Below are 17,442 nucleotides of genomic sequence, written 5' to 3'. Positions count from 1 at the left end.
GTGGGCGTGACCCGCGCATCAATCACGACCGAACCCGCCCTGCCGGCGGCACACGGGCCGCTGTCGACCGCCGTTCGTCGCGCTCTCACCGGGCCGCCGTCACACGACCACCTGACCCGGATCGGCGCGTCCGTCCGCGATTCGGATCCCTACGGGCTGGATCTGCAGCTGGCGCTGTGCATGTGCTACGAGCTGCACTACCGCGGCTTCGCGGGCGTCGACCCGAGCTGGGAGTGGAATCCCGCGCTGCTCGCGCTGCGTGGCGAACTGGAGCGCGTCTTCTTGGCGGGCGTGCGCCGCGACGTCGGGCCCATCGCGCCGGACCAGACGGCGGCCGCGGAAATGGATGCCATCGCGTCCGAGCCGGCCGAAGGCACCGGCCCGTCGTACTACCTGCGCGACACCGGGACCTGGCAGCAGATGCGTGAATACTTCGTGCACCGGTCGGTGTATCACCTCAAGGAGGGCGACCCGCACGCGTGGGCGATCCCGCGCCTGATGGGTGTCGCCAAAGCCGCTTTCGTGGCAGTCGAATTCGACGAATACGGCGCCGGGCAGGGCCCACGCCTGCACCAGCAACTGTTCGCCGACCTGATGGCCGCCGCGAACCTCGACACCAGCTATCTGGCGTACGCGGACGTCGTGACCGCCGAGGCGCTGGCGGCGGTCAACCTGATGTCGCTCTTCGGACTGCACCGCGAGTTGCGCGGCGCGGCGATCGGACACTTCGCGTCCACCGAGATCACCTCCCCGCCGGGATCCCGGCGGATGGTGGGCGCGCTGCAGCGGATGGGGGCGCCGTCGGCCTGCATCGAGTTCTACGCCGAGCATGTCGAGGCCGACGCGGTGCACGAACACGTCGTGCGCATCGACGTGGTAGGGGACCTGGTCGCCCGCGAGCCGCAGCTCGATCGCGACGTCGTGTTCGGGATCCGCGCGCACGCCGCGGTCGAAAACCGTTTGGCGGACGCGATTATGGCGTCGTGGCAGCAGGATCGGACGTCGCTGCGGAGGGCGCTGGACTAGCGGCTCGGCGCCCCAGATTCCGGCACCTGCGGTGGCTGGTGTCGCACAGGGGGTAGTTCTCGCTGCGCCGGCAGGTGCAGATCGCGACCATGAACCGGTCGGACTCGACGACCTCCCCGTTGGGCATCTCGATGCGCACCGGGCCGGACACCAGCACCGGCCCGCCCGGGACCACCTGCACCCGGGTGGCGCTCACCGCTTGTCCGCCCGGATCACGATCAGCTCCTCTTCCCGGCGACCGCGGGGGATCAAGCCGACACCTTCCAGCCAGCGCGCCCGCGCCGTCATCACCGGACCGAACGGTATCCATTTCGAGGCAACGACTTTCGCGTCCATGCCGGCCCACTTCAACGAGTCCAGCGACTGCTGGACACCGGCGAGCGCCGAGTGCACGAGCAGCAGGCATCCGCCGTCGCAGAGCAACTTCGGCGCCGCTTCGCACAGCGGGTCCAGCAACATCCGGCCGTCGGGTCCGGCGTTCCAGGCCCACGACGGGCCCGCACTGGGGCTGATGTATTCCGTGTCGCCGTCGGGAGGTGTCGGCACGTACGGCGGATTCGACACGACAACGTCGAACGGCGCGCATTCCAGCGCGTCGCTCCAGGTCCCCTTCCGGACGTCGACGTTGACGCCGGCGGCGGCCGCGTTGCCGCGGGAGCAGCCCACGGCGTGCGGGCAGACGTCGAAGGCGGTCACGTCCGCGCCACCCATTTCGGCGGCGGCGATTGCGACGAATCCGCTACCCGTACACAGGTCGAGAACTCGCCGTCCCGGGATGAGCGAGCTTTCCCGCATCACTTCCACCAGCAGGCGGGAATCGTCTTGCGGCCGATAAACGTTGGCAGCAGCCGAGACAGCGGGTCCTGGATATGTTGTGGTCAACTTTGGCCTTTCGACAGATCGCCGCGGCGATCACTGCATGGCCTGTGTAATGCCCGCAAACCGATGGCTTCAAACGGCGTGCAGAAAAGCCTTTCTCCGCTAACTCGCAGGCGCATGGGCGAATTGCTTGACAATGGCCGCGCAAAAGGCTGGGAGGTCCTTGGGTGAGCGGCTGGAGATCAGATTGCCGTCGACGACGACCTCCTCGTCCACCACTTTGGCGCCCGCGTTGCGCAGATCGGTGCGGATGGACGGATACGACGTGAGCGTCCGGCCCTCTGCCACACCGGCTTCCACCAGCGTCCACGGGCCGTGACAGATCGCGGCGACCGGCTTTCCGGAGCTGACGAAGTCCCGCACGAAGGCGACCGCGGAATCGTCCATCCGCAATTTGTCAGGGTTCACGGTGCCGCCCGGAAGCACCAGCCCGTCGAATTCGGACACCGCGACGTCGGACACCGCCCGATCGACTTTGAAGGTACCCGCCGGCTCGAGATCGTGATTGCGGGCCTGAATTTCCCCGGCTTTCAGCGAAAGCAGCTCGACTTGTGCGCCGGCGTCCGTGAGCGCCGCGCGCGGTTGTTCGAGTTCCACCTTCTCCACGCCGTCGGCCGCCAGAATCGCGACCTTCTTGCCTTTCAATTCGTTTGCCATGACTATCTCCCCTTCAGCAATCTTTCGGCTACGTCGGATTCAGGATGACTTTCGTGCAGCGGTCCTCTTTGTTCTTGAAGATCTCGTACCCGTGCGCCGCCTGGTCGAGGGTGAGGTGGTGGCTGACGATGATGGTCGGGTCGATGTCGCCCTTGCGGATCCGCTCCAACAGGGGGCGCATGTAGCGGTGCACGTGACACTGACCGGTCTTGATGGTCAGCGATCGATTCATCACCGCGCCGATGGGGAACTTGTCCATCAGGCCGCCGTACACCCCGACGATCGAGAGGGTGCCGCCGTTGCGGCAGCTCATCGCGGCCTCGCGAATCGCTTGCGGGCGTTCGGTTTCCAGGCGGGCCGCCTGCTTGACGCGATCGTAGGCGTCCACCGGGCCCGAACCGCTGCGCGCCTCCATGCCGGCGGCGTCGATGCAGTGGTCGGGGCCCCGCCCGGCGGTGATGTCGCGCAGTTCCTCGAGAACCGACGTCTCGGCGAAGTTGACCGGCGTGGCGCCGATCTTCTGGGCCAACTCGAGCCGATATGGAACTCGATCGACGGCAATGACTTTCGAAGCCCCGAGCAGATATGCGCTCATGATGGCGAACAGGCCGACCGGGCCGGCCCCCCACACCGCGACCACATCACCGGGGGTGATATTGCACATCTCGGCACCCATGTAGCCGGTGGGCAGGATGTCTGACAGGAACAGGACCTGCTCGTCGGTCAGGTCGTCCTCGATCTTCAGCGGTCCGACGTCGGCGAACGGCACCCGCGCGTATTCGGCTTGGCCGCCGGCGAATCCGCCCAGCATGTGTGAATAGCCGAACAGGCCGGCCGGCGAGTGGCCCATGAATTTCTCGGCGATGCCCGCGTTCGGGTTGGAGTTCTCGCACAGCGAGTACAGGTCGCGCCGGCAGGCGGAGCATGCCCCGCACGCGATCGGAAACGGCACCACGACCCGATCGCCGACGGCCAGGTTCTCGACGGACTTGCCGACTTCCACCACCTCGCCCATGAACTCGTGCCCGAGCACGTCGCCGTGCTTCACGGTGGGGATGTAGCCGTCGTACAGGTGGAGGTCCGACCCGCAGATCGCCGTAGAGGTGATGCGGACGATCGCGTCACGGTCGTTGAGGATCTTCGGGTCCGGAACCGATTCGACCTGGACGCGGTTGCGGCCCGCCCAGACGGTGGCCTTCATACGCTTGCTCCTTCGTTCGGTTGCGCGGGCTGCTGGTGCATCTGCCGGGCCGAGGCCGTCCCCTCGGGGGATCCGTCCGAACGCAGCACCTGGCCGGTCTCGAGGATCTGCTTGAAGCGGCGGAGGTCGTCGCTGACTTGCTGCTCGGGGGATTCACCGAACAGGGTCGCCGCCGCCTTGCCGAACAGGCCGCCGGGGATGTGGTAGCCGATCCTGACGCGGACCTCGGTGCCGTCGCCGGTGGCCGTCGGTGTGAACTCGACGCTGCCGCCGTTCTCGATCGCCGAGCCGGGCAGCGACTGCCACGCGATCCGCCTGTTGGGATCGTCCTCGGTGATCTGCGCGTCCCACCGCACCGACTGTCCCGCGGGGGCGTTGGCGACCCAGTGCGACTGGCCGTCGGCGGCCGGGGTGACCGACTTCAGGTGGTGCATGAAGCGGGGCAGGTTCTCCAGATCGCGCCAGAACCGGTAGACCTCCTCGGGCGGGCGCCGCACGGTGACCGCGGCGCGCAGGGTCCGGTGCCGGGCCCCGTTGAGGTGCCGGCCGCCGCCGCCGGCCGTGCGCAACGCCGTGTAGAGGTCCAGCCCCCCGATGCCGGTGAGCAGCACGGCCGAGATGGCGCCCCGGCGCCGCCGGCCCGGGCCGCGGGCGGCCACCCCGGCCGCCAACAGCGCCACGTCCAAGACGTCGCCGGCCACCCTGGTCCATACCAGCTTGTCGGGACCGCCCAACAGCGCCGCGCCATGGCCGCATTCGCGGGCGCCCAGCGCGCGGATGACCCGGCGCGACCGGGCGGTGTCGTCGACACCGGCGAGCGCAGCAACCTTTCCGGGGACCACCAACTCGCTCAATCCCAGCCCGAAGCTCGCGCCGCTGAGTGCCTTGACCAACGCGGAAGTGGTGCTGGCGGATCGATCGCCCATCGTCAACTCTCCTTGCCTTGCGGCGAACACATGTCGGGCAAAGTCGCTGCAAGACAGCCGCTTTGCTGGTCAACGGGTAATCGCGCTGCTAGCCGGTATCCGCGCGCCACGCCGGCCCGCAGAGCAGGCGAGCACGATTGCAGCCGGATACCCGGGCAGTTACCGGCCAAACGTCGGATTAGTTTGCTGCCTTACGCAGCGCGGCAAGCAAAGGTTCCGCGGCCTCGGACAGGAAGAGGTCCTGCGATTCCCCGCCCACCTGCACCAGCGCCACGTCGGTGAATCCGGCCTCCCAGTAGGGCCGGACGGCCTCGACGATCGCGTCCAGGTCGGGCCCGCACGGGATGGAATCGGCGACGTCCTCGGGGCGAACGAATTGGGTCGCGCCGGCGAAACCGGCCGGCGTCGGCAGGTCGGCGTTGACCTTCCAACCGCCGGCGAACCACCGGAACTGGTCGTGCGCGCGTTGGATGGCGGAGTCGCGGTCCGGGTCCCAGCACACCGGGATCTGCCCGACGACGCGGCCGCCGCCGGCGAGGTTGGCGGCCTGACGCGCGGCGTGCCAGGCGTCGACGAGCTCCCCGTCCGGTTCCACCGCGACGAAGTGGTCGGCCAGCCGGCCGAATCGGTCGATGGCCTTGGTGCCGCCCATCGCCACCGCGATGCCCACCGGAACCTCGGGGACGTCCCACAGGCGCGCGGAGTCCACCCGGAAGTAGTCGCCGGTGAAGTTCACCAGGTGGCCGCCGAACAGCTCGCGGATGATCTTGATCGCCTCGCGCAGCATGTCCTGCCGGCGCTCGACGGTCGGCCACCCCGTGCCGATGATGTGCTCGTTCAGGTTCTCGCCGGTGCCCAGGCCCAACGTGAACCGGCCGTCGGAGAGGATCTGCACGGTGGCGGCCTGCTGGGCGACGACGGCCGGGTGATAGCGCATGGTGGGGCACGTCACGTACGTGTAGAGGTCGACACGCTCGGTGGCGTGCGCCACCGCCCCCAGCACCGTCCAGGCGTTGGGCGCGTGCCCCTGCGACGTCAGCCAGGGGGAGAAGTGGTCGCTGCAAACTTCGAAGTCAAAGCCCCGCTCTTCGGCGCAAATAGCTTGCCGCACAAGGTCTTTGGGTCCACTCTGTTCGGTCATGAGAGTGTAGCCGAAATTCGTCATACCGCCAGGGTTACCCGATTCGTCATCGGCGTAACGCGCGCGACGCAAACCGCCGGCCGGTCAGCGCACCACGATCGTGTGCTCGCCGCGCGGTATCAGCTCCCCGACGACGGGCGCGCCCGGGATCTCGCCCGCGATCAGCAACCCGCCGGAGGTCTGCGCGTCGGCGAGCAACAGGGCCTCCTCCTCGCCGACCGCGGACAGGTCGACGTGCGGGGCCACCCAGTCCAGGTTGCGCCGCGTGCCCCCGCTGACATAGCCGGCCGCCAGCGCCTCCCGCGCGCCCTCCAGGTAGGGCACCGCCGCGGCGTCGACGACCGCGGTCACGCCGCTGGCCCGCGCCAGCTTGTGCAGGTGCCCGAGCAGGCCGAATCCGGTGACGTCCGTGGCACATTCGACACCGGCGGCCAGCGCCGCCGCGGCCGCGGCCGCATTCAACGTGGTCATCGCGGCGATCGCCTGCTCGAAGCGCTCGCCGGTGGCCTTGTGGCGGCTGTTGAGCACGCCGACGCCGAGCGGCTTGGTCAGCGACAGCGGCGTGCCGGGCCGGCCGGAATCGTTGCGCAGCAATCGGTTCGGGTCCCCGATCCCGGTCACGGCCAGCCCGTACTTGGGCTCGGGGTCGTCCACGCTGTGCCCGCCGGCCAAGTGACAGCCGGCCAGGGCGCAGACGTCCAGCCCGCCGCGCAGCGTCTCGGCCGCCAGCTCGAAGGGCAGCACGTCGCGCGGCCAGCCGAGCAAATTGACCGCGACCACCGGGCGCCCGCCCATCGCGTACACATCGGACAGCGCGTTGGTGGCCGCGATGCGGCCCCAGTCGTAGGCGTCGTCGACGACCGGGGTGAAGAAGTCCGTCGTCGCGATCAGGGCCGTGCCGCCCTCGATCCGCACGACGGCCGCGTCGTCGCCATGGTCCAGGCCGACGAGCAGCTCGCCGGCCGGGTCGCGCGGCGCGCTCACGCCCAGCCCCCGAACCACCTCCTCCAGCTCGCCGGGCGGGATCTTGCATGCGCAGCCGCCGCCGTGGGCGTACTGGGTCAGTCGGTAGGTCACGGGATACATAATTGTCGCCATGGTCCGAGGAGGCGTGTCCGGTCTGGTGACCGGCGCGGTCTTCAAAACCGTCGAACGGCAGACGCTGCCGCTGGCGGGTTCGATTCCCGTCCGCCTCCGCCATACTTCCCCGGGCCCGGCATGAGCGACCCGCGCCGCCGGGTGCCGCGCACCGACACGCTGCTGGCGGATCCGCGCCTGGTCGAGGCCGCGCGGGTGCTGGGCCGCGCGCTGGTGAAGTCCGTGGTCGCCGAGGCGCAGCAGCGGGCGCGCGCCGGGGAGATCGACCCCGACAGCGTCGCCGAGCACGCCGTCGCCGCCCTGCCGGCCACCGCGTCCAGCCTGCGGCCGGTCATCAACGCCACCGGCGTGGTGGTGCACACCAACCTGGGCCGGGCACCGCTGTCGCGGGCCGCCGTGGACGCGGTGGTCGCCGCGGCCGGGACCACCGACGTCGAGCTGGACCTGGCGACGGGCCGCCGCGGCCGCCGCGGGCGGGCCGCGCTGGCCGCCCTGTCCCGTGCGGTGCCCACCGCCGGCGCCGTGCACGTGGTCAACAACAACGCCGCCGCGCTGCTGCTGACGGCCCTCACGCTGGCCCCGGCCGGCAGCGAGATCGTGCTCAGCCGCGGCGAGCTGGTCGAGATCGGCGACGGCTTCCGCATCCCCGAGCTGCTGGCCTCCACCGGGTCCCGGCTGCGCGAGGTCGGCACCACCAACCGCACCAGCCTGCGTGACTACGCCGAGGCGATCGGGCCGCAGACCGGTTTCGTCCTCAAGGTCCACCCGTCCAACTTCCACGTCACCGGGTTCACCTCGGCGGTCGGCGTGGCCGAGTTGGCGAAACTGGGCGCGCCGCTCGTCGTCGACATCGGCTCGGGGCTGCTGTGCCCGCATCCGGTGCTGCCCGACGAGCCCGACGCCACCTCCTGCCTGCGGGACGGAGCAAACCTGGTCACCGCGAGCGGCGACAAACTGCTGGGCGGGCCGCAGGCCGGCCTGCTGCTGGGCGACGCCGAGCTCGTCGCGCGGTTGCGCCGCCACCCGGCCGCGCGCGCCCTGCGGGTGGACAAGCTCACCCTCGCCGCGCTGGAAGCGACGCTGACGGGCCCGCCCCCGCCCGTGGCCCGGGCGCTGGTCGCCGACGTCGCCGAACTCCGTGCCCGCGCCGAGTCGCTCGCCGCCGCGCTGCCGGGCGCCGAGGCGGTGGACTGCGTCGCGGCCGTCGGCGGCGGCGGCGCACCCGACGTCCGGCTGCCCAGCGCCGCCGTGAGCCTGCCCGAGCGCTACGCCGCCGCGCTGCGCGCCGCCCGCCCGCCGGTGCTGGGCCGCCTCGAGGCGGGCCGGTGCCTGCTCGACCTGCGCACGGTGGCGCCGGAGGACGACGCGCTGCTGGCGGCCGCGGTGCGGGCATGTTCGTCCTAGCCACCGCCGGGCACGTCGACCACGGCAAGTCCACCCTGCTGCACCGGCTCACCGGCATGTGGCCGGACCGGCTGGCCGAGGAACGGCGCCGGGGGCTGACCATCGACCTCGGCTTCGCGTGGACCGAGCTGGGTGGCCACCGGCTGGCGTTCGTCGACGTGCCGGGCCACGAACGGTTCGTGGCCAACATGCTGGCCGGGGTTGGCGCGGTGCCGGCGGTGTTGTTCGTGGTCGCCGCGACCGAGGGCTGGATGCCGCAATCGGACGAGCACCTCGCCGCGCTGGACGCCCTCGGCGTCCGCCACGGGCTGCTGGTGATCAGCAAGGCCGACCTCGCCGACCCCGGCCCGGCGATCGAGCAGGCGCGGGAACGGTTCGCCGCCACCTCGCTCGCCGGCTCCCCCGTCGTGATCGGCACCGACCTGGAGCGGGTGCGCGCGGAGCTGCTGGCGCTGACCGGGCGCCTGCCGGCGCCCGACGCGGGTGCCGACGTGCGGCTGTGGGTCGACCGCAGCTTCACCGTCCGCGGCGCGGGCACGGTGGTGACCGGGACGCTCGCGGCCGGCACCATCCGGGTGGGCGACGAGCTGGAACACGCCGGCCGGCGCGTCACGGTCCGCGGGCTGCAATCGCTGGGCCGTGACGAGTCGGCGGTCGGCCCGGTCGCGCGCGTCGCGCTGAACCTGCGCGGCGTGGACCGCCGGCAGATCGGGCGCGGTGACACGGTTCGGACCCCGGGTGGGTGGCTTCAGACCGCGGAGGTCGACGTCGCCCTGCGGTCGGCGGGCGGGCTGCACCGCCAGCTCGTCCTGCACATCGGGTCGGCGGCCGTGCCGGTGCGGGTGCGGCAGCTGGGTGAGGCGGCGGCCCGGCTGCGGCTGGCGCGGGCCCTGCCCCTGCGGGTGTCCGACGTCGGGCTGCTGCGCGATCCCGGGGAACACCGGATCGCGGCGGGCATCGAAGTGCTCGACGTCCGGCCGCCGGCACTGCGCCGCCGCGGCGCCGCGCGGGAGCGGGCCGCCGAACTGGCGACCGGCCGGGCCCGGCCGCCGGACTGCGCGCGCGGGGACGAACTGCGGGCGATGGGCCTCCCGCCGTCCGGGCTTCGGGTGGGCGACTGGGTGGTGGACCCCCGCTGGTGGCAGGAGCGGCGCGAGCGCGCCACCGCCGCGGTGCGGCAATGGGGCGACGACCACGACGTCGCGGCGGGGATGCCGCTCGAGACGCTGCGACAGCGGGCCGGGCTGCCGTCCGCGGAACTGCTGCCGACGCTGCTCGAGGGCACCGGCCTCCAGGTGGTCGACGGGCTGGTCCGCCCCCCGGGCGCGGGCCTGCCGGCCCGCGTCGACAAGGCGGTGCGCACCGTCGAGGAGTGGCTGGCCGACGAGCCGTTCCGGGCGCCGGAGGCCGACGAACTGGCCGAGCTCGGGCTCGGTGCCCGCGAGCTGGCCGCCGCCGTGCGCGCCGGGCGCCTGACCCGGATCGCCGACGGGGTGGTGCTCGGACCCGACGCGTTCGACCGCGCGGCAACGATCCTCGCGGCGCTGCCCCAGCCGTTCACCGTCAGCGACGCGCGCCGCGCGCTCGGCACCACCCGGCGGGTCGCGGTGCCGCTGCTCGAGCGGCTCGACGCGCGCCGCGTCACGCGGCGCGCCACCGACGGCACCCGGACGTTGTTTGGCGGGCCCGCGAGCGGGTAGAGCTCCGCCCGACGGAGTCGACCCGCCCGTCGCACCAGCCGGTGGTGAACTTCCATCGGCGCCAATCGTCATGACGGACAGCGCAATCGGCGCGCCCCGCCGCGGCGATGGCGGGTGCGCCGAGGATGCGTAGTCCGCCCGCCGCCGACGTGTTGTGGTTGGATCGGAGCAGACGCGAGAGGACGGACACCGATGGACCTCAAGAAGTTGTTCGAGTCGTGGCCGGTCTACCGGCAGCTCACCGGGGCCGACGCGTTGGCCCGCGGCAAGGCCGCCGAGTCCAAACGTTCCGCCGGGCTGCAGCCCCGGACCGCTGCCGCGGACAGCGTCGCGCACTCCGTGTGCCCGTTCTGCGCCGTCGGCTGCGCGCAGAAGGTCTACGTCACGGACGGCAAAGTCGTCCAGATCGAGGGCGACCCGGACAGCCCGATCTCCCGGGGGCGGTTGTGCCCCAAGGGATCCGCAAGCAAGCAGCTGGTCACCGGGCCGCAGCGGGAAACCACGGTGCGCTACCGCGCCCCCTACGCCACCGAGTGGCAGGAGCTCGAGCTCGACACGGCCATGGACATGGTCGCCGACCGGGTGCTGGACGCCCGCCGCAAGGGCTGGGAGGACTTCGACGCCGACCGCAACACCCTGCGCCGCACCCTGGGCGTCGCGAGTCTCGGCGGCGCAACGCTGGACAACGAAGAGAACTATCTGATCAAGAAGCTCTTCACCGCGCTGGGCGCCCTGCAGATCGAGAACCAGGCGCGTATTTGACACAGCGCCACGGTTCCCGGTCTGGGAGCCTCCTTCGGTCGCGGCGGGGCGACGGACTATCAGCAAGACCTCGCCAACTCGGACTTCATCGTCATCATGGGTTCGAACATGGCCGAGGCCCATCCGGTGGGATTCCAATGGGTGATGGAGGCCAAGGCGAACGGCGCCGAGGTGATCCACATCGACCCGCGATTCACCCGCACCAGCGCGGTCGCCGACCGGCACGTGCCGCTGCGCGCCGGCAGTGACATCGCGTTCCTGGGCGGAGTGATCAACTACATCCTGTCGGGCGGGCTCGATTTCCGGGAGTACGTCACCGCCTACACCAACGCCTCCTTCCTGGTCGACGAAAACTACCGGGACACCGAGGATCTCGACGGGCTGTTCAGCGGCTACGACCACGAGACGGCGTCCTACGACCCGGCGAGCTGGCACTACGAGTCCACCCATCACGGTGGCCGCGGCGGGGCGGCCGCCAAGCAGAGCGCCGCGCCGGACCAGCTGGGTTCCGGTGGGGCGGCGGTCGAGGGCGGCGCCGGCGAAATCCCGGGCGACCTGACGCTGCAGCACCCCCGATGCGTGTACCAGATCCTCAAGCGGCACTACGCCCGGTACACCCCGGAGATGGTGGAGCGGGTATGCGGCGTGCCGGCCGAAACGTTCCTCCAGGTCGCGCGGGCGTGGGCGGAGAACTCCGGGCGCGAGCGCACGGCCGCGCTGGTGTACAGCGTGGGCTGGACGCAGCACTCGATGGGTGCGCAGTTCATCCGCGCCGGGTCGATCATCCAGCTGCTGCTGGGCAACATCGGCCGGCCCGGCGGTGGCGTGTTCGCGCTGCGGGGGCACGCGAGCATCCAGGGCTCCACCGACGTGCCGACGCTGTTCAACCTGCTGCCCGGCTACCTCGCGATGCCGCACGCCGGCCAGGAAACCCTCGCCGACTATCTCGACAGGGTGCGCAGCCAGAACCAGAAAGGCTTCTGGCACAACGCCGATTCCTACATGGTGTCGCTGCTCAAGGAGTACTGGGGCGAGCACGCCACCGCCGACAACGACTTCTGCTTCGACTACCTGCCGCGCATCAGCGGCGACCACGGCACCTACCGCACGGTCATGGACATGATCGACGGCAAGGTGTTCGGTTATTTCCTGCTCGGCCAGAACCCGGCCGTCGGGTCCGCGCACGGGCGCCTGCAGCGCCTCGGCATGGCCAACCTCGACTGGTTGGTGGTGCGCGACCTCGTCATGATCGAGAGCGCCACCTTCTGGAAGGACTCCCCGGAGATCGAGACCGGCGAGATCGCACCGGAGACCTGCCGGACGGAGGTGTTCTTCTTTCCCGCGGCGGCTCACGTCGAGAAGGCCGGCACCTTCACCCAGACCCAGCGAATGTTGCAGTGGCGCGAGAAGGCGGTCGATCCGCCCGGCGACGCCCGGTCGGAGTTGTGGTTCTTCTACCACCTCGGCCGCAAGCTGCGCGAGAAACTGGCCGGGTCCACCGACGAGCGGGACCGGCCGCTGCTCGACCTGGCGTGGGACTACGCGACCGAGGACCCCGAGGGCGACGAGCCGTCGGGCGAGGACGTGCTGCGCCGCATGAGCGGCATCGACCTCACCTCCGGCCGGGCGGTCAACGGGTACACGGAGCTCAAGGCCGACGGCAGCACCGCGTGCGGCTGCTGGATCTACAGCGGCGTGTACGCCGACGAGGTGAACCAGGCGGCGCGGCGCAAGCCGAAAGAGGAGCAGGGGCCCTACGAATCCGAGTGGGGCTGGACCTGGCCGATGAACCGGCGGGTGCTCTACAACCGGGCGTCGGCCGACCCGCAGGGCCGGCCGTGGAGCGAACGCAAGAAGCTCATCTGGTGGGACCCGGAGCGCGGCGAGTGGACCGGCCACGACATCCCCGACTTCGAGAAGACCAAGCCGCCGGACTACCGCCCGCCCGAGGGGGCGGTGGGCGTCGAAGCGCTGCGCGGCGACGACCCGTTCGTCATGCAGGCCGACGGCAAGGCCTGGCTGTTCGCGCCGAACGGCCTGGCGGACGGCCCGATGCCGACGCACTACGAGCCGCACGAGTCGCCGGTGCGCAACGCGCTCTACGCGCAGCAGGGCAACCCGACGCGAATCGTGTACGGGCGCAAGGACAATCCGTCCAACCCGTCGCCGCCGGAGGCGCACGCCGAGGTGTTTCCGTTCGTGTTCACCGCCGCCCGGCTGACCGAGCACCACACCGCCGGCGGGATGAGCCGGCAGCTGCCCTACCTCGCCGAGCTGCAGCCCGCGTTGTTCGTGGAGGTGTCACCGGAGCTGGCGCGCATGCGCGGGCTGGCGCACATGGACTGGGCGCACGTGATCACCAGCCGCACCGCGGTGGACGCGCGGGTGTTCGTCACCGACCGGATGAAGCCGCTGCGCATCGAAGACCGGGTGGTGCAACAGGTTTGGATGCCGTACCACTTCGGCGGCGCCGGACTGGTCGACGGTGACGTGGTCAACGACCTGCTCGGGGTCGTGCTCGACCCCAATGTGTTCATCCAGGAGAGCAAGGTCGCGACCTGCGACGTGCGGCCGGGCCGCCGGCCACGCGGCCCGGCCCTGCTCGAATACGTCGCCGACTACCGCCGGCGCGCCGGCGTCACGGCGGAGACGGGCACGCACATCGACACCACCCGGTCCGACGGGATCAGCCACGTCGAGCCAGAGGAAAAACCATGAGCGACAACAGCTTCTACGGGCCCCTGGATGACCCGGCCGGCAACGCCGGCCATCCCGGCGACCACCCGCCGCGGGTGGGGTTCTTCACCGACACCTCGATCTGCATCGGTTGCAAGGCCTGCGAGGTGGCGTGCAAGGAATGGAACATGGTGCCCGACGACGGCTTCAACCTGCTGGGCATGTCTTTCGACAACACCGGCATGCTGGGCGCCAGCACGTGGCGGCACGTCGCGTTCATCGAGCAGGCCCGCCCCCTGGGCGAGCAGGATCCCGGGCTGGCGGGGCGACCGACCGGGCCGTCGGGCAGCGAGCAGTCGGCGGAGGTGGCCGCGTCGGCGATCGCCGCCACCGCGCGCGGCGGCGGCGAGCTGGGCACGACCGGGGTGGACCTCGGCGTCCCCAAGTTCGAACGCCCGGGTGACGCGACCGGTCCGGAAGCCCGCACGTCGTTTCGCTGGCTAATGGCCTCCGACGTGTGCAAACACTGCACGCATGCCGGTTGCCTGGACGTCTGCCCGACGGGCGCGTTGTTCCGCACCGAGTTCGGCACGGTCGTTGTGCAGCAGGACATCTGCAACGGGTGCGGCTACTGCGTGTCCGGCTGCCCGTACGGCGTGATCGACCGGCGGGAGGGCGACGGCCGGGCCTGGAAGTGCACGCTGTGCTACGACCGGCTGCACGACGGGCTGGAGCCGGCGTGCGCCAAGGCCTGCCCGACGGACTCCATCCAGTTCGGTCCGCTGGACGAGCTGCGCGAGCGCGCGGCCCGCCGCGTCGAGGAACTGCACGAGCGGGGGGTGCCCGAGGCGCGCCTGTACGGTCACGACCCCGACGACGGGGTGGGCGGTGACGGCGCCTTCTTCCTGCTCCTCGACGAGCCCGAGGTCTACGGCTTGCCCCCCGACCCGGTGGTACCGACCAGGGACGCGGGCGCGATGTGGAAATACGCCGGGATGGCCGCGTCGGCCCTTGTCGCCGCCGCGGTCTCGAGCTTTTTGGGCCGGGCCGGGCGATGAGCGACGGCGCGGGAGACAAGGATCCGCTGCTGCGGGAACAGCGCAGCGACGCCGGGGCCAGGGACATCCACGCGCAGATGTTCGGCCGCGGGGGCGGCAACCGTGAGCAGCTCGCGGTGCCGCGGGCGGAGTTCCGGTCCTACTACGGGCGCGCGGTGCTCAAGACGCCGGTGTGGGAATGGAAGATCGCGGCGTACCTGTTCGCGGGCGGCCTGTCGGCGGGTTCGGCGCTGCTGGCCGCCGGTGCCGACCTCAGCGGCCGGCCGGGCCTGCGCCGGTCGGGCAGGCTCGGCGCGCTGGCCAGCCTCCTGGCGAGCATGTACTTCCTCGTCACCGACCTGGGCCGCCCGGAGCGGTTCCACCACATGCTGCGGGTGGCGAAGCCGAGCTCGCCGATGAGCGTCGGCACGTGGATCCTGGCGGCGTACGGGCCGGGCGCCGCCCTGGCCGCGGCCGCGGAGCTGATGCCGGGGCCGCTGCGGCGCACCCGGCTCGGAAGACTCCTCGCCCGGCTGGCCCGGCCGGCCGGCTTGTCGGCCGCGGCGTTCGCGCCAGGCGTCGCCTCCTATACGGCGGTCCTGCTGTCGCAGACCGCCGTGCCGGCCTGGCGCGAGGCGCACCCGTACCTGCCGTTCGTGTTCACCGGTTCGGCCGCGGCCAGCGGCGGCGGGCTCGGCATGCTGCTCGCCCCGGCCGGCGAGGCCGGTCCCGCGCGGCGGATGGCGGTGCTGGGGGCCGGGCTCGAGGTGGCTGCGTCACGGCTAATCGAGCGACGGCTCGGCCTGGTCGCGGAGGCCTACACGACCGGAAAGGCCCACCGGGAGCGCAAATGGGCGGAGTACCTGACGGTCGGCGGGGCGCTGGGCACGCTGGCGGCGGGCCGTAGCCGGCCCGCGGCGGCGGTGTGCGGCCTGGCGCTGCTGGTCGGCAGCGCTTTTCAGCGGTTCGGCGTGTTCCACGCCGGGGTGGAATCCACCCGCGACCCGAAATACGTCGTGGTGCCGCAACGGGAACGGCTCGACGCCGGCCACCCGGCGCGCGGCGACGACAGGGGCGGTCCGCAGTTCCCGCGCCTCGTCGCCGGGGTCCGGGTGGCTCGTTCGGCCGTCGCGCGGGTGCTCGCGCGGTCGGCTACAGGCGCTCCTTGACCGCCGCCGACAACCGGGCCCCGTCGGCCTTGCCTGCCGCGATCGCGGTGGCCGCCTTCATCACCAGCCCCATCTGCTTCATGCTCGGCCGCTCGCCGATCTCCTCGGCCACCTGCGCGATCGCGGTGTCCGCGACGTCGGCGAGCTCCGCCTCGGTGAGTGGCGTCGGCAGATATTCGTCGATGATCCGCGCCTCGGCGTGCTCGTTGGCGGCGAGTTCCCCGCGACCGTTCTGCGTGTAGATCTCCGCCGACTCCGCGCGCTTGCGCGACTCGCGGGCAAGCACCTTGATCACTTCGTCGTCGGAGAGCTCCCTGGCCTGCTTGCCGGAGACCTCCTCGGATTGGATCGCGGCGAGCAGCAGTCGCAGCGTCGCCGTGCGCAGCTTGTCCCTGCTCTTCATCGCGTCGGTAAGGTCGGCCCGCAGCCGGGATTTCAGTTCGGCCATGCCAGAGACGCTACGCGCCGACGGCCCGGCCATGATTGAGAAATGCCCGGACCACCGACAGGATGGAGCCCATGACGAACGACGGGCCGGCCCGCATGCGCCGCGGGACACGGTGAGCGCGCCGCCGCCCGGCCATCCGGTTGGCCCGCCACCGGGCTACGGCCCCCCGCCCGGCTACGGGCCGCCGCCGGGCTACGGGCCGCCTCCCGGATACGCCCCGCCACCGGGTTACGGTCCCCCGCCGGGGTACGGGCCGCCTCCCGGATACGCCCCGCCACCGGGTTACGGCCCGCCGCCGGGTTACGGCCCGCCGCCGGCTTGGCAATACGGCCCGCCCCCACTGGTCCCGGGAGCCGTCAAGCCCGGCATCATCCCGCTGCGGCCGTTGACCCTGGGCGACATCTTCAACGGCGCGGTCGGCTACGTGCGGGCCAACCCAAAGGCGACGCTGGGGCTGACCGCCATCGTGGTGGTGGCCATCCAGATCGTCACGAAGGTCGCCGTCTTCGGGCCGTTGGCGGCCTACGGCAGGCTGACGACCGACCAGGCCAAGGAGCTGAGCGGTGGGGTCGTCGGCGCCTGGCTGACCTCGATGGGCGCCGGCGTCCTGGTCGCCTGGCTGGGCGGCATGCTGCTGTCCGGGATGCTCACCGTCATCGTCGGGCGGGCGGTGTTCGGCACGCCGATCACCATCGGGGAGACGTGGGCCAGGATCCGCGGGCGCCTGGTGCCGTTGTTCGGTCTCGCCGTGCTGGAGGGCGCCGTGCTCGCCGTCTTCGCGGGTCTGGTGGCGGTGATCGTCGCGGTCCTGGCGGCGATCGGCAGCGCCGCGGCGGTGGTCGTCCTGGGGTTGCCGCTCGCGCTGGGCGTGCTCGCGTTGCTGGTGTACCTGTACACGGTGGTGTTGTTCGCGCCCGTGCTGATCGTGCTGGAGCGGTTGCCCGTCCTGGACGCCATCACCCGATCGTTCGTGCTGGTGCGCAACGGCTTCTGGCGGGTGCTGGGCATCCGCGTGCTGACGCTGCTGGTGACCGCCGTCGTCGCGGGTGCGGTCGCGGTGCCGTTCAACATCGTCGGCCAGTTCTTCCTGATCACCTCCTCCACCGCGGCGTTCCTGGCGAGCACGGCGGTGACGTCGGTGGGCGCGGCGATCGGCGAGATCATCACCGCGCCGTTCAACGCCGGGGTCATCGCGCTGCTCTACACCGATCGCCGGATGCGTGCCGAGGCATTCGATCTGGTGCTGCAGACCGGAGCCGCCGGCGGGCCGTACGCGGCCGAGTCCACCGACAATCTCTGGCTGACCCGGCCGGTCTGA

15 protein-coding genes and 1 tRNA gene are annotated in these 17,442 nt (G+C 71.5%); 8 read left to right on the top strand and 8 right to left on the bottom strand.

The genetic code is table 11. From position 1 onward, the window contains the following. Positions 1 to 6 precede the first annotated feature (6 nt). Complete coding sequence (locus BST44_RS08205; protein WP_083176647.1) at positions 7 to 1,026, top strand: iron-containing redox enzyme family protein; 1,020 nt, start codon at positions 7 to 9, stop codon at positions 1,024 to 1,026. Here the strand turns inward: BST44_RS08205 and BST44_RS08200 are convergent. The 7 genes from BST44_RS08200 to selD form a co-directional block, all read right to left on the bottom strand. Next, positions 974 to 1,222: a CDGSH iron-sulfur domain-containing protein gene (locus BST44_RS08200; protein WP_244184755.1), complete on the bottom strand. Its 249-nt coding sequence runs from the start codon at positions 1,220 to 1,222 to the stop codon at positions 974 to 976. The genes BST44_RS08205 and BST44_RS08200 overlap by 53 nt on opposite strands. Then, the gene (locus BST44_RS08195; protein ID WP_083176477.1) at positions 1,219 to 1,908 is read right to left on the bottom strand and encodes a HemK2/MTQ2 family protein methyltransferase; all 690 of its coding nucleotides are present in this window, start codon (positions 1,906 to 1,908) and stop codon (positions 1,219 to 1,221) included. The genes BST44_RS08200 and BST44_RS08195 overlap by 4 nt, the downstream gene beginning before the upstream one ends. A gap of 99 nt (positions 1,909 to 2,007) precedes the next feature. After that, complete coding sequence (locus tag BST44_RS08190) at positions 2,008 to 2,562, bottom strand: type 1 glutamine amidotransferase domain-containing protein (protein ID WP_083176475.1); 555 nt, start codon at positions 2,560 to 2,562, stop codon at positions 2,008 to 2,010. A gap of 28 nt (positions 2,563 to 2,590) precedes the next feature. Then, positions 2,591 to 3,763 carry a zinc-dependent alcohol dehydrogenase gene (locus BST44_RS08185; RefSeq protein WP_083176473.1) on the bottom strand — a complete coding sequence of 391 codons (1,173 nt, stop codon included), beginning with the start codon at positions 3,761 to 3,763 and terminating at the stop codon, positions 2,591 to 2,593. Next, positions 3,760 to 4,689, bottom strand: a complete 930-nt coding sequence (locus BST44_RS08180) for an SRPBCC family protein (RefSeq protein WP_083176471.1) — start codon at positions 4,687 to 4,689, stop codon at positions 3,760 to 3,762. The genes BST44_RS08185 and BST44_RS08180 overlap by 4 nt, the downstream gene beginning before the upstream one ends. A gap of 178 nt (positions 4,690 to 4,867) precedes the next feature. Beyond that, the gene (locus tag BST44_RS08175; protein WP_083176469.1) at positions 4,868 to 5,854 is read right to left on the bottom strand and encodes an LLM class F420-dependent oxidoreductase; all 987 of its coding nucleotides are present in this window, start codon (positions 5,852 to 5,854) and stop codon (positions 4,868 to 4,870) included. Positions 5,855 to 5,914: 60 nt separating this feature from the next. Next, positions 5,915 to 6,916, bottom strand: coding sequence for a selenide, water dikinase SelD (selD, locus tag BST44_RS08170; RefSeq protein ID WP_439330705.1), 1,002 nt, complete (start codon positions 6,914 to 6,916; stop codon positions 5,915 to 5,917). A 19-nt stretch (positions 6,917 to 6,935) separates the two neighbouring features. On the opposite strand from selD, the gene BST44_RS08165 reads away from it, so the two are divergent. From BST44_RS08165 to nrfD, 6 genes are all read left to right on the top strand, one after another. Then, positions 6,936 to 7,030: transfer RNA gene (locus BST44_RS08165), tRNA-Sec, on the top strand. A gap of 18 nt (positions 7,031 to 7,048) precedes the next feature. After that, positions 7,049 to 8,332 carry an L-seryl-tRNA(Sec) selenium transferase gene (gene selA, locus BST44_RS08160; RefSeq protein ID WP_083176467.1) on the top strand — a complete coding sequence of 428 codons (1,284 nt, stop codon included), beginning with the start codon at positions 7,049 to 7,051 and terminating at the stop codon, positions 8,330 to 8,332. Continuing rightward, positions 8,320 to 10,032, top strand: coding sequence for a SelB domain-containing protein (locus BST44_RS08155; RefSeq protein WP_083176465.1), 1,713 nt, complete (start codon positions 8,320 to 8,322; stop codon positions 10,030 to 10,032). Before selA ends, BST44_RS08155 begins: the two co-directional genes overlap by 13 nt. 192 nt (positions 10,033 to 10,224) lie before the next feature. Beyond that, positions 10,225 to 13,512, top strand: a complete 3,288-nt coding sequence (gene fdh, locus BST44_RS08145; RefSeq protein WP_142274403.1) for a formate dehydrogenase — start codon at positions 10,225 to 10,227, stop codon at positions 13,510 to 13,512. After that, on the top strand, positions 13,509 to 14,528 hold the full coding sequence (locus tag BST44_RS08140; RefSeq protein WP_083176459.1) for a 4Fe-4S dicluster domain-containing protein: 1,020 nt from the start codon (positions 13,509 to 13,511) through the stop codon (positions 14,526 to 14,528). Before fdh ends, BST44_RS08140 begins: the two co-directional genes overlap by 4 nt. Before the next feature lie 77 nt (positions 14,529 to 14,605). Next, complete coding sequence (gene nrfD / locus BST44_RS08135; RefSeq protein ID WP_083176644.1) at positions 14,606 to 15,676, top strand: NrfD/PsrC family molybdoenzyme membrane anchor subunit; 1,071 nt, start codon at positions 14,606 to 14,608, stop codon at positions 15,674 to 15,676. On the opposite strand, the gene BST44_RS08130 is transcribed toward nrfD, so the two are convergent. Beyond that, positions 15,660 to 16,124: a GatB/YqeY domain-containing protein gene (locus tag BST44_RS08130; RefSeq protein ID WP_083176457.1), complete on the bottom strand. Its 465-nt coding sequence runs from the start codon at positions 16,122 to 16,124 to the stop codon at positions 15,660 to 15,662. The genes nrfD and BST44_RS08130 overlap by 17 nt on opposite strands. On the opposite strand from BST44_RS08130, the gene BST44_RS08125 reads away from it, so the two are divergent. Next, positions 16,123 to 17,442, top strand: a complete 1,320-nt coding sequence (locus BST44_RS08125; protein WP_208619749.1) for a DUF7847 domain-containing protein — start codon at positions 16,123 to 16,125, stop codon at positions 17,440 to 17,442. The genes BST44_RS08130 and BST44_RS08125 overlap by 2 nt on opposite strands.

It is taken from the genome of Mycobacterium scrofulaceum, from assembly GCF_002086735.1.
GTDB classification, from domain to species: Bacteria; Actinomycetota; Actinomycetes; order Mycobacteriales; family Mycobacteriaceae; genus Mycobacterium; species Mycobacterium scrofulaceum.
Note: the sequence above shows the minus strand (reverse complement) of the source record. Positions and strands in the feature narration are given on the sequence as shown.

Excerpts from the sequence above, each read along its gene's own strand:
- BST44_RS08190 (WP_083176475.1), bottom strand. The coding sequence starts at position 2,562 with ATGGCAAACGAATTGAAAGGCAAGAAGGTCGCGATTCTGGCGGCCGAC.
- BST44_RS08185 (WP_083176473.1), bottom strand. The coding sequence starts at position 3,763 with ATGAAGGCCACCGTCTGGGCGGGCCGCAACCGCGTCCAGGTCGAATCG.
- BST44_RS08180 (WP_083176471.1), bottom strand. The coding sequence starts at position 4,689 with ATGGGCGATCGATCCGCCAGCACCACTTCCGCGTTGGTCAAGGCACTC.
- BST44_RS08175 (WP_083176469.1), bottom strand. The coding sequence starts at position 5,854 with ATGACGAATTTCGGCTACACTCTCATGACCGAACAGAGTGGACCCAAA.
- selD (WP_439330705.1), bottom strand. The coding sequence starts at position 6,916 with ATGTATCCCGTGACCTACCGACTGACCCAGTACGCCCACGGCGGCGGC.
- selA (WP_083176467.1), top strand. The coding sequence starts at position 7,049 with ATGAGCGACCCGCGCCGCCGGGTGCCGCGCACCGACACGCTGCTGGCG.
- BST44_RS08155 (WP_083176465.1), top strand. The coding sequence starts at position 8,320 with ATGTTCGTCCTAGCCACCGCCGGGCACGTCGACCACGGCAAGTCCACC.
- BST44_RS08140 (WP_083176459.1), top strand. The coding sequence starts at position 13,509 with ATGAGCGACAACAGCTTCTACGGGCCCCTGGATGACCCGGCCGGCAAC.
- nrfD (WP_083176644.1), top strand. The coding sequence starts at position 14,606 with ATGTTCGGCCGCGGGGGCGGCAACCGTGAGCAGCTCGCGGTGCCGCGG.
- BST44_RS08125 (WP_208619749.1), top strand. The coding sequence starts at position 16,123 with ATGCCAGAGACGCTACGCGCCGACGGCCCGGCCATGATTGAGAAATGC.
- BST44_RS08130 (WP_083176457.1), bottom strand. The coding sequence starts at position 16,124 with ATGGCCGAACTGAAATCCCGGCTGCGGGCCGACCTTACCGACGCGATG.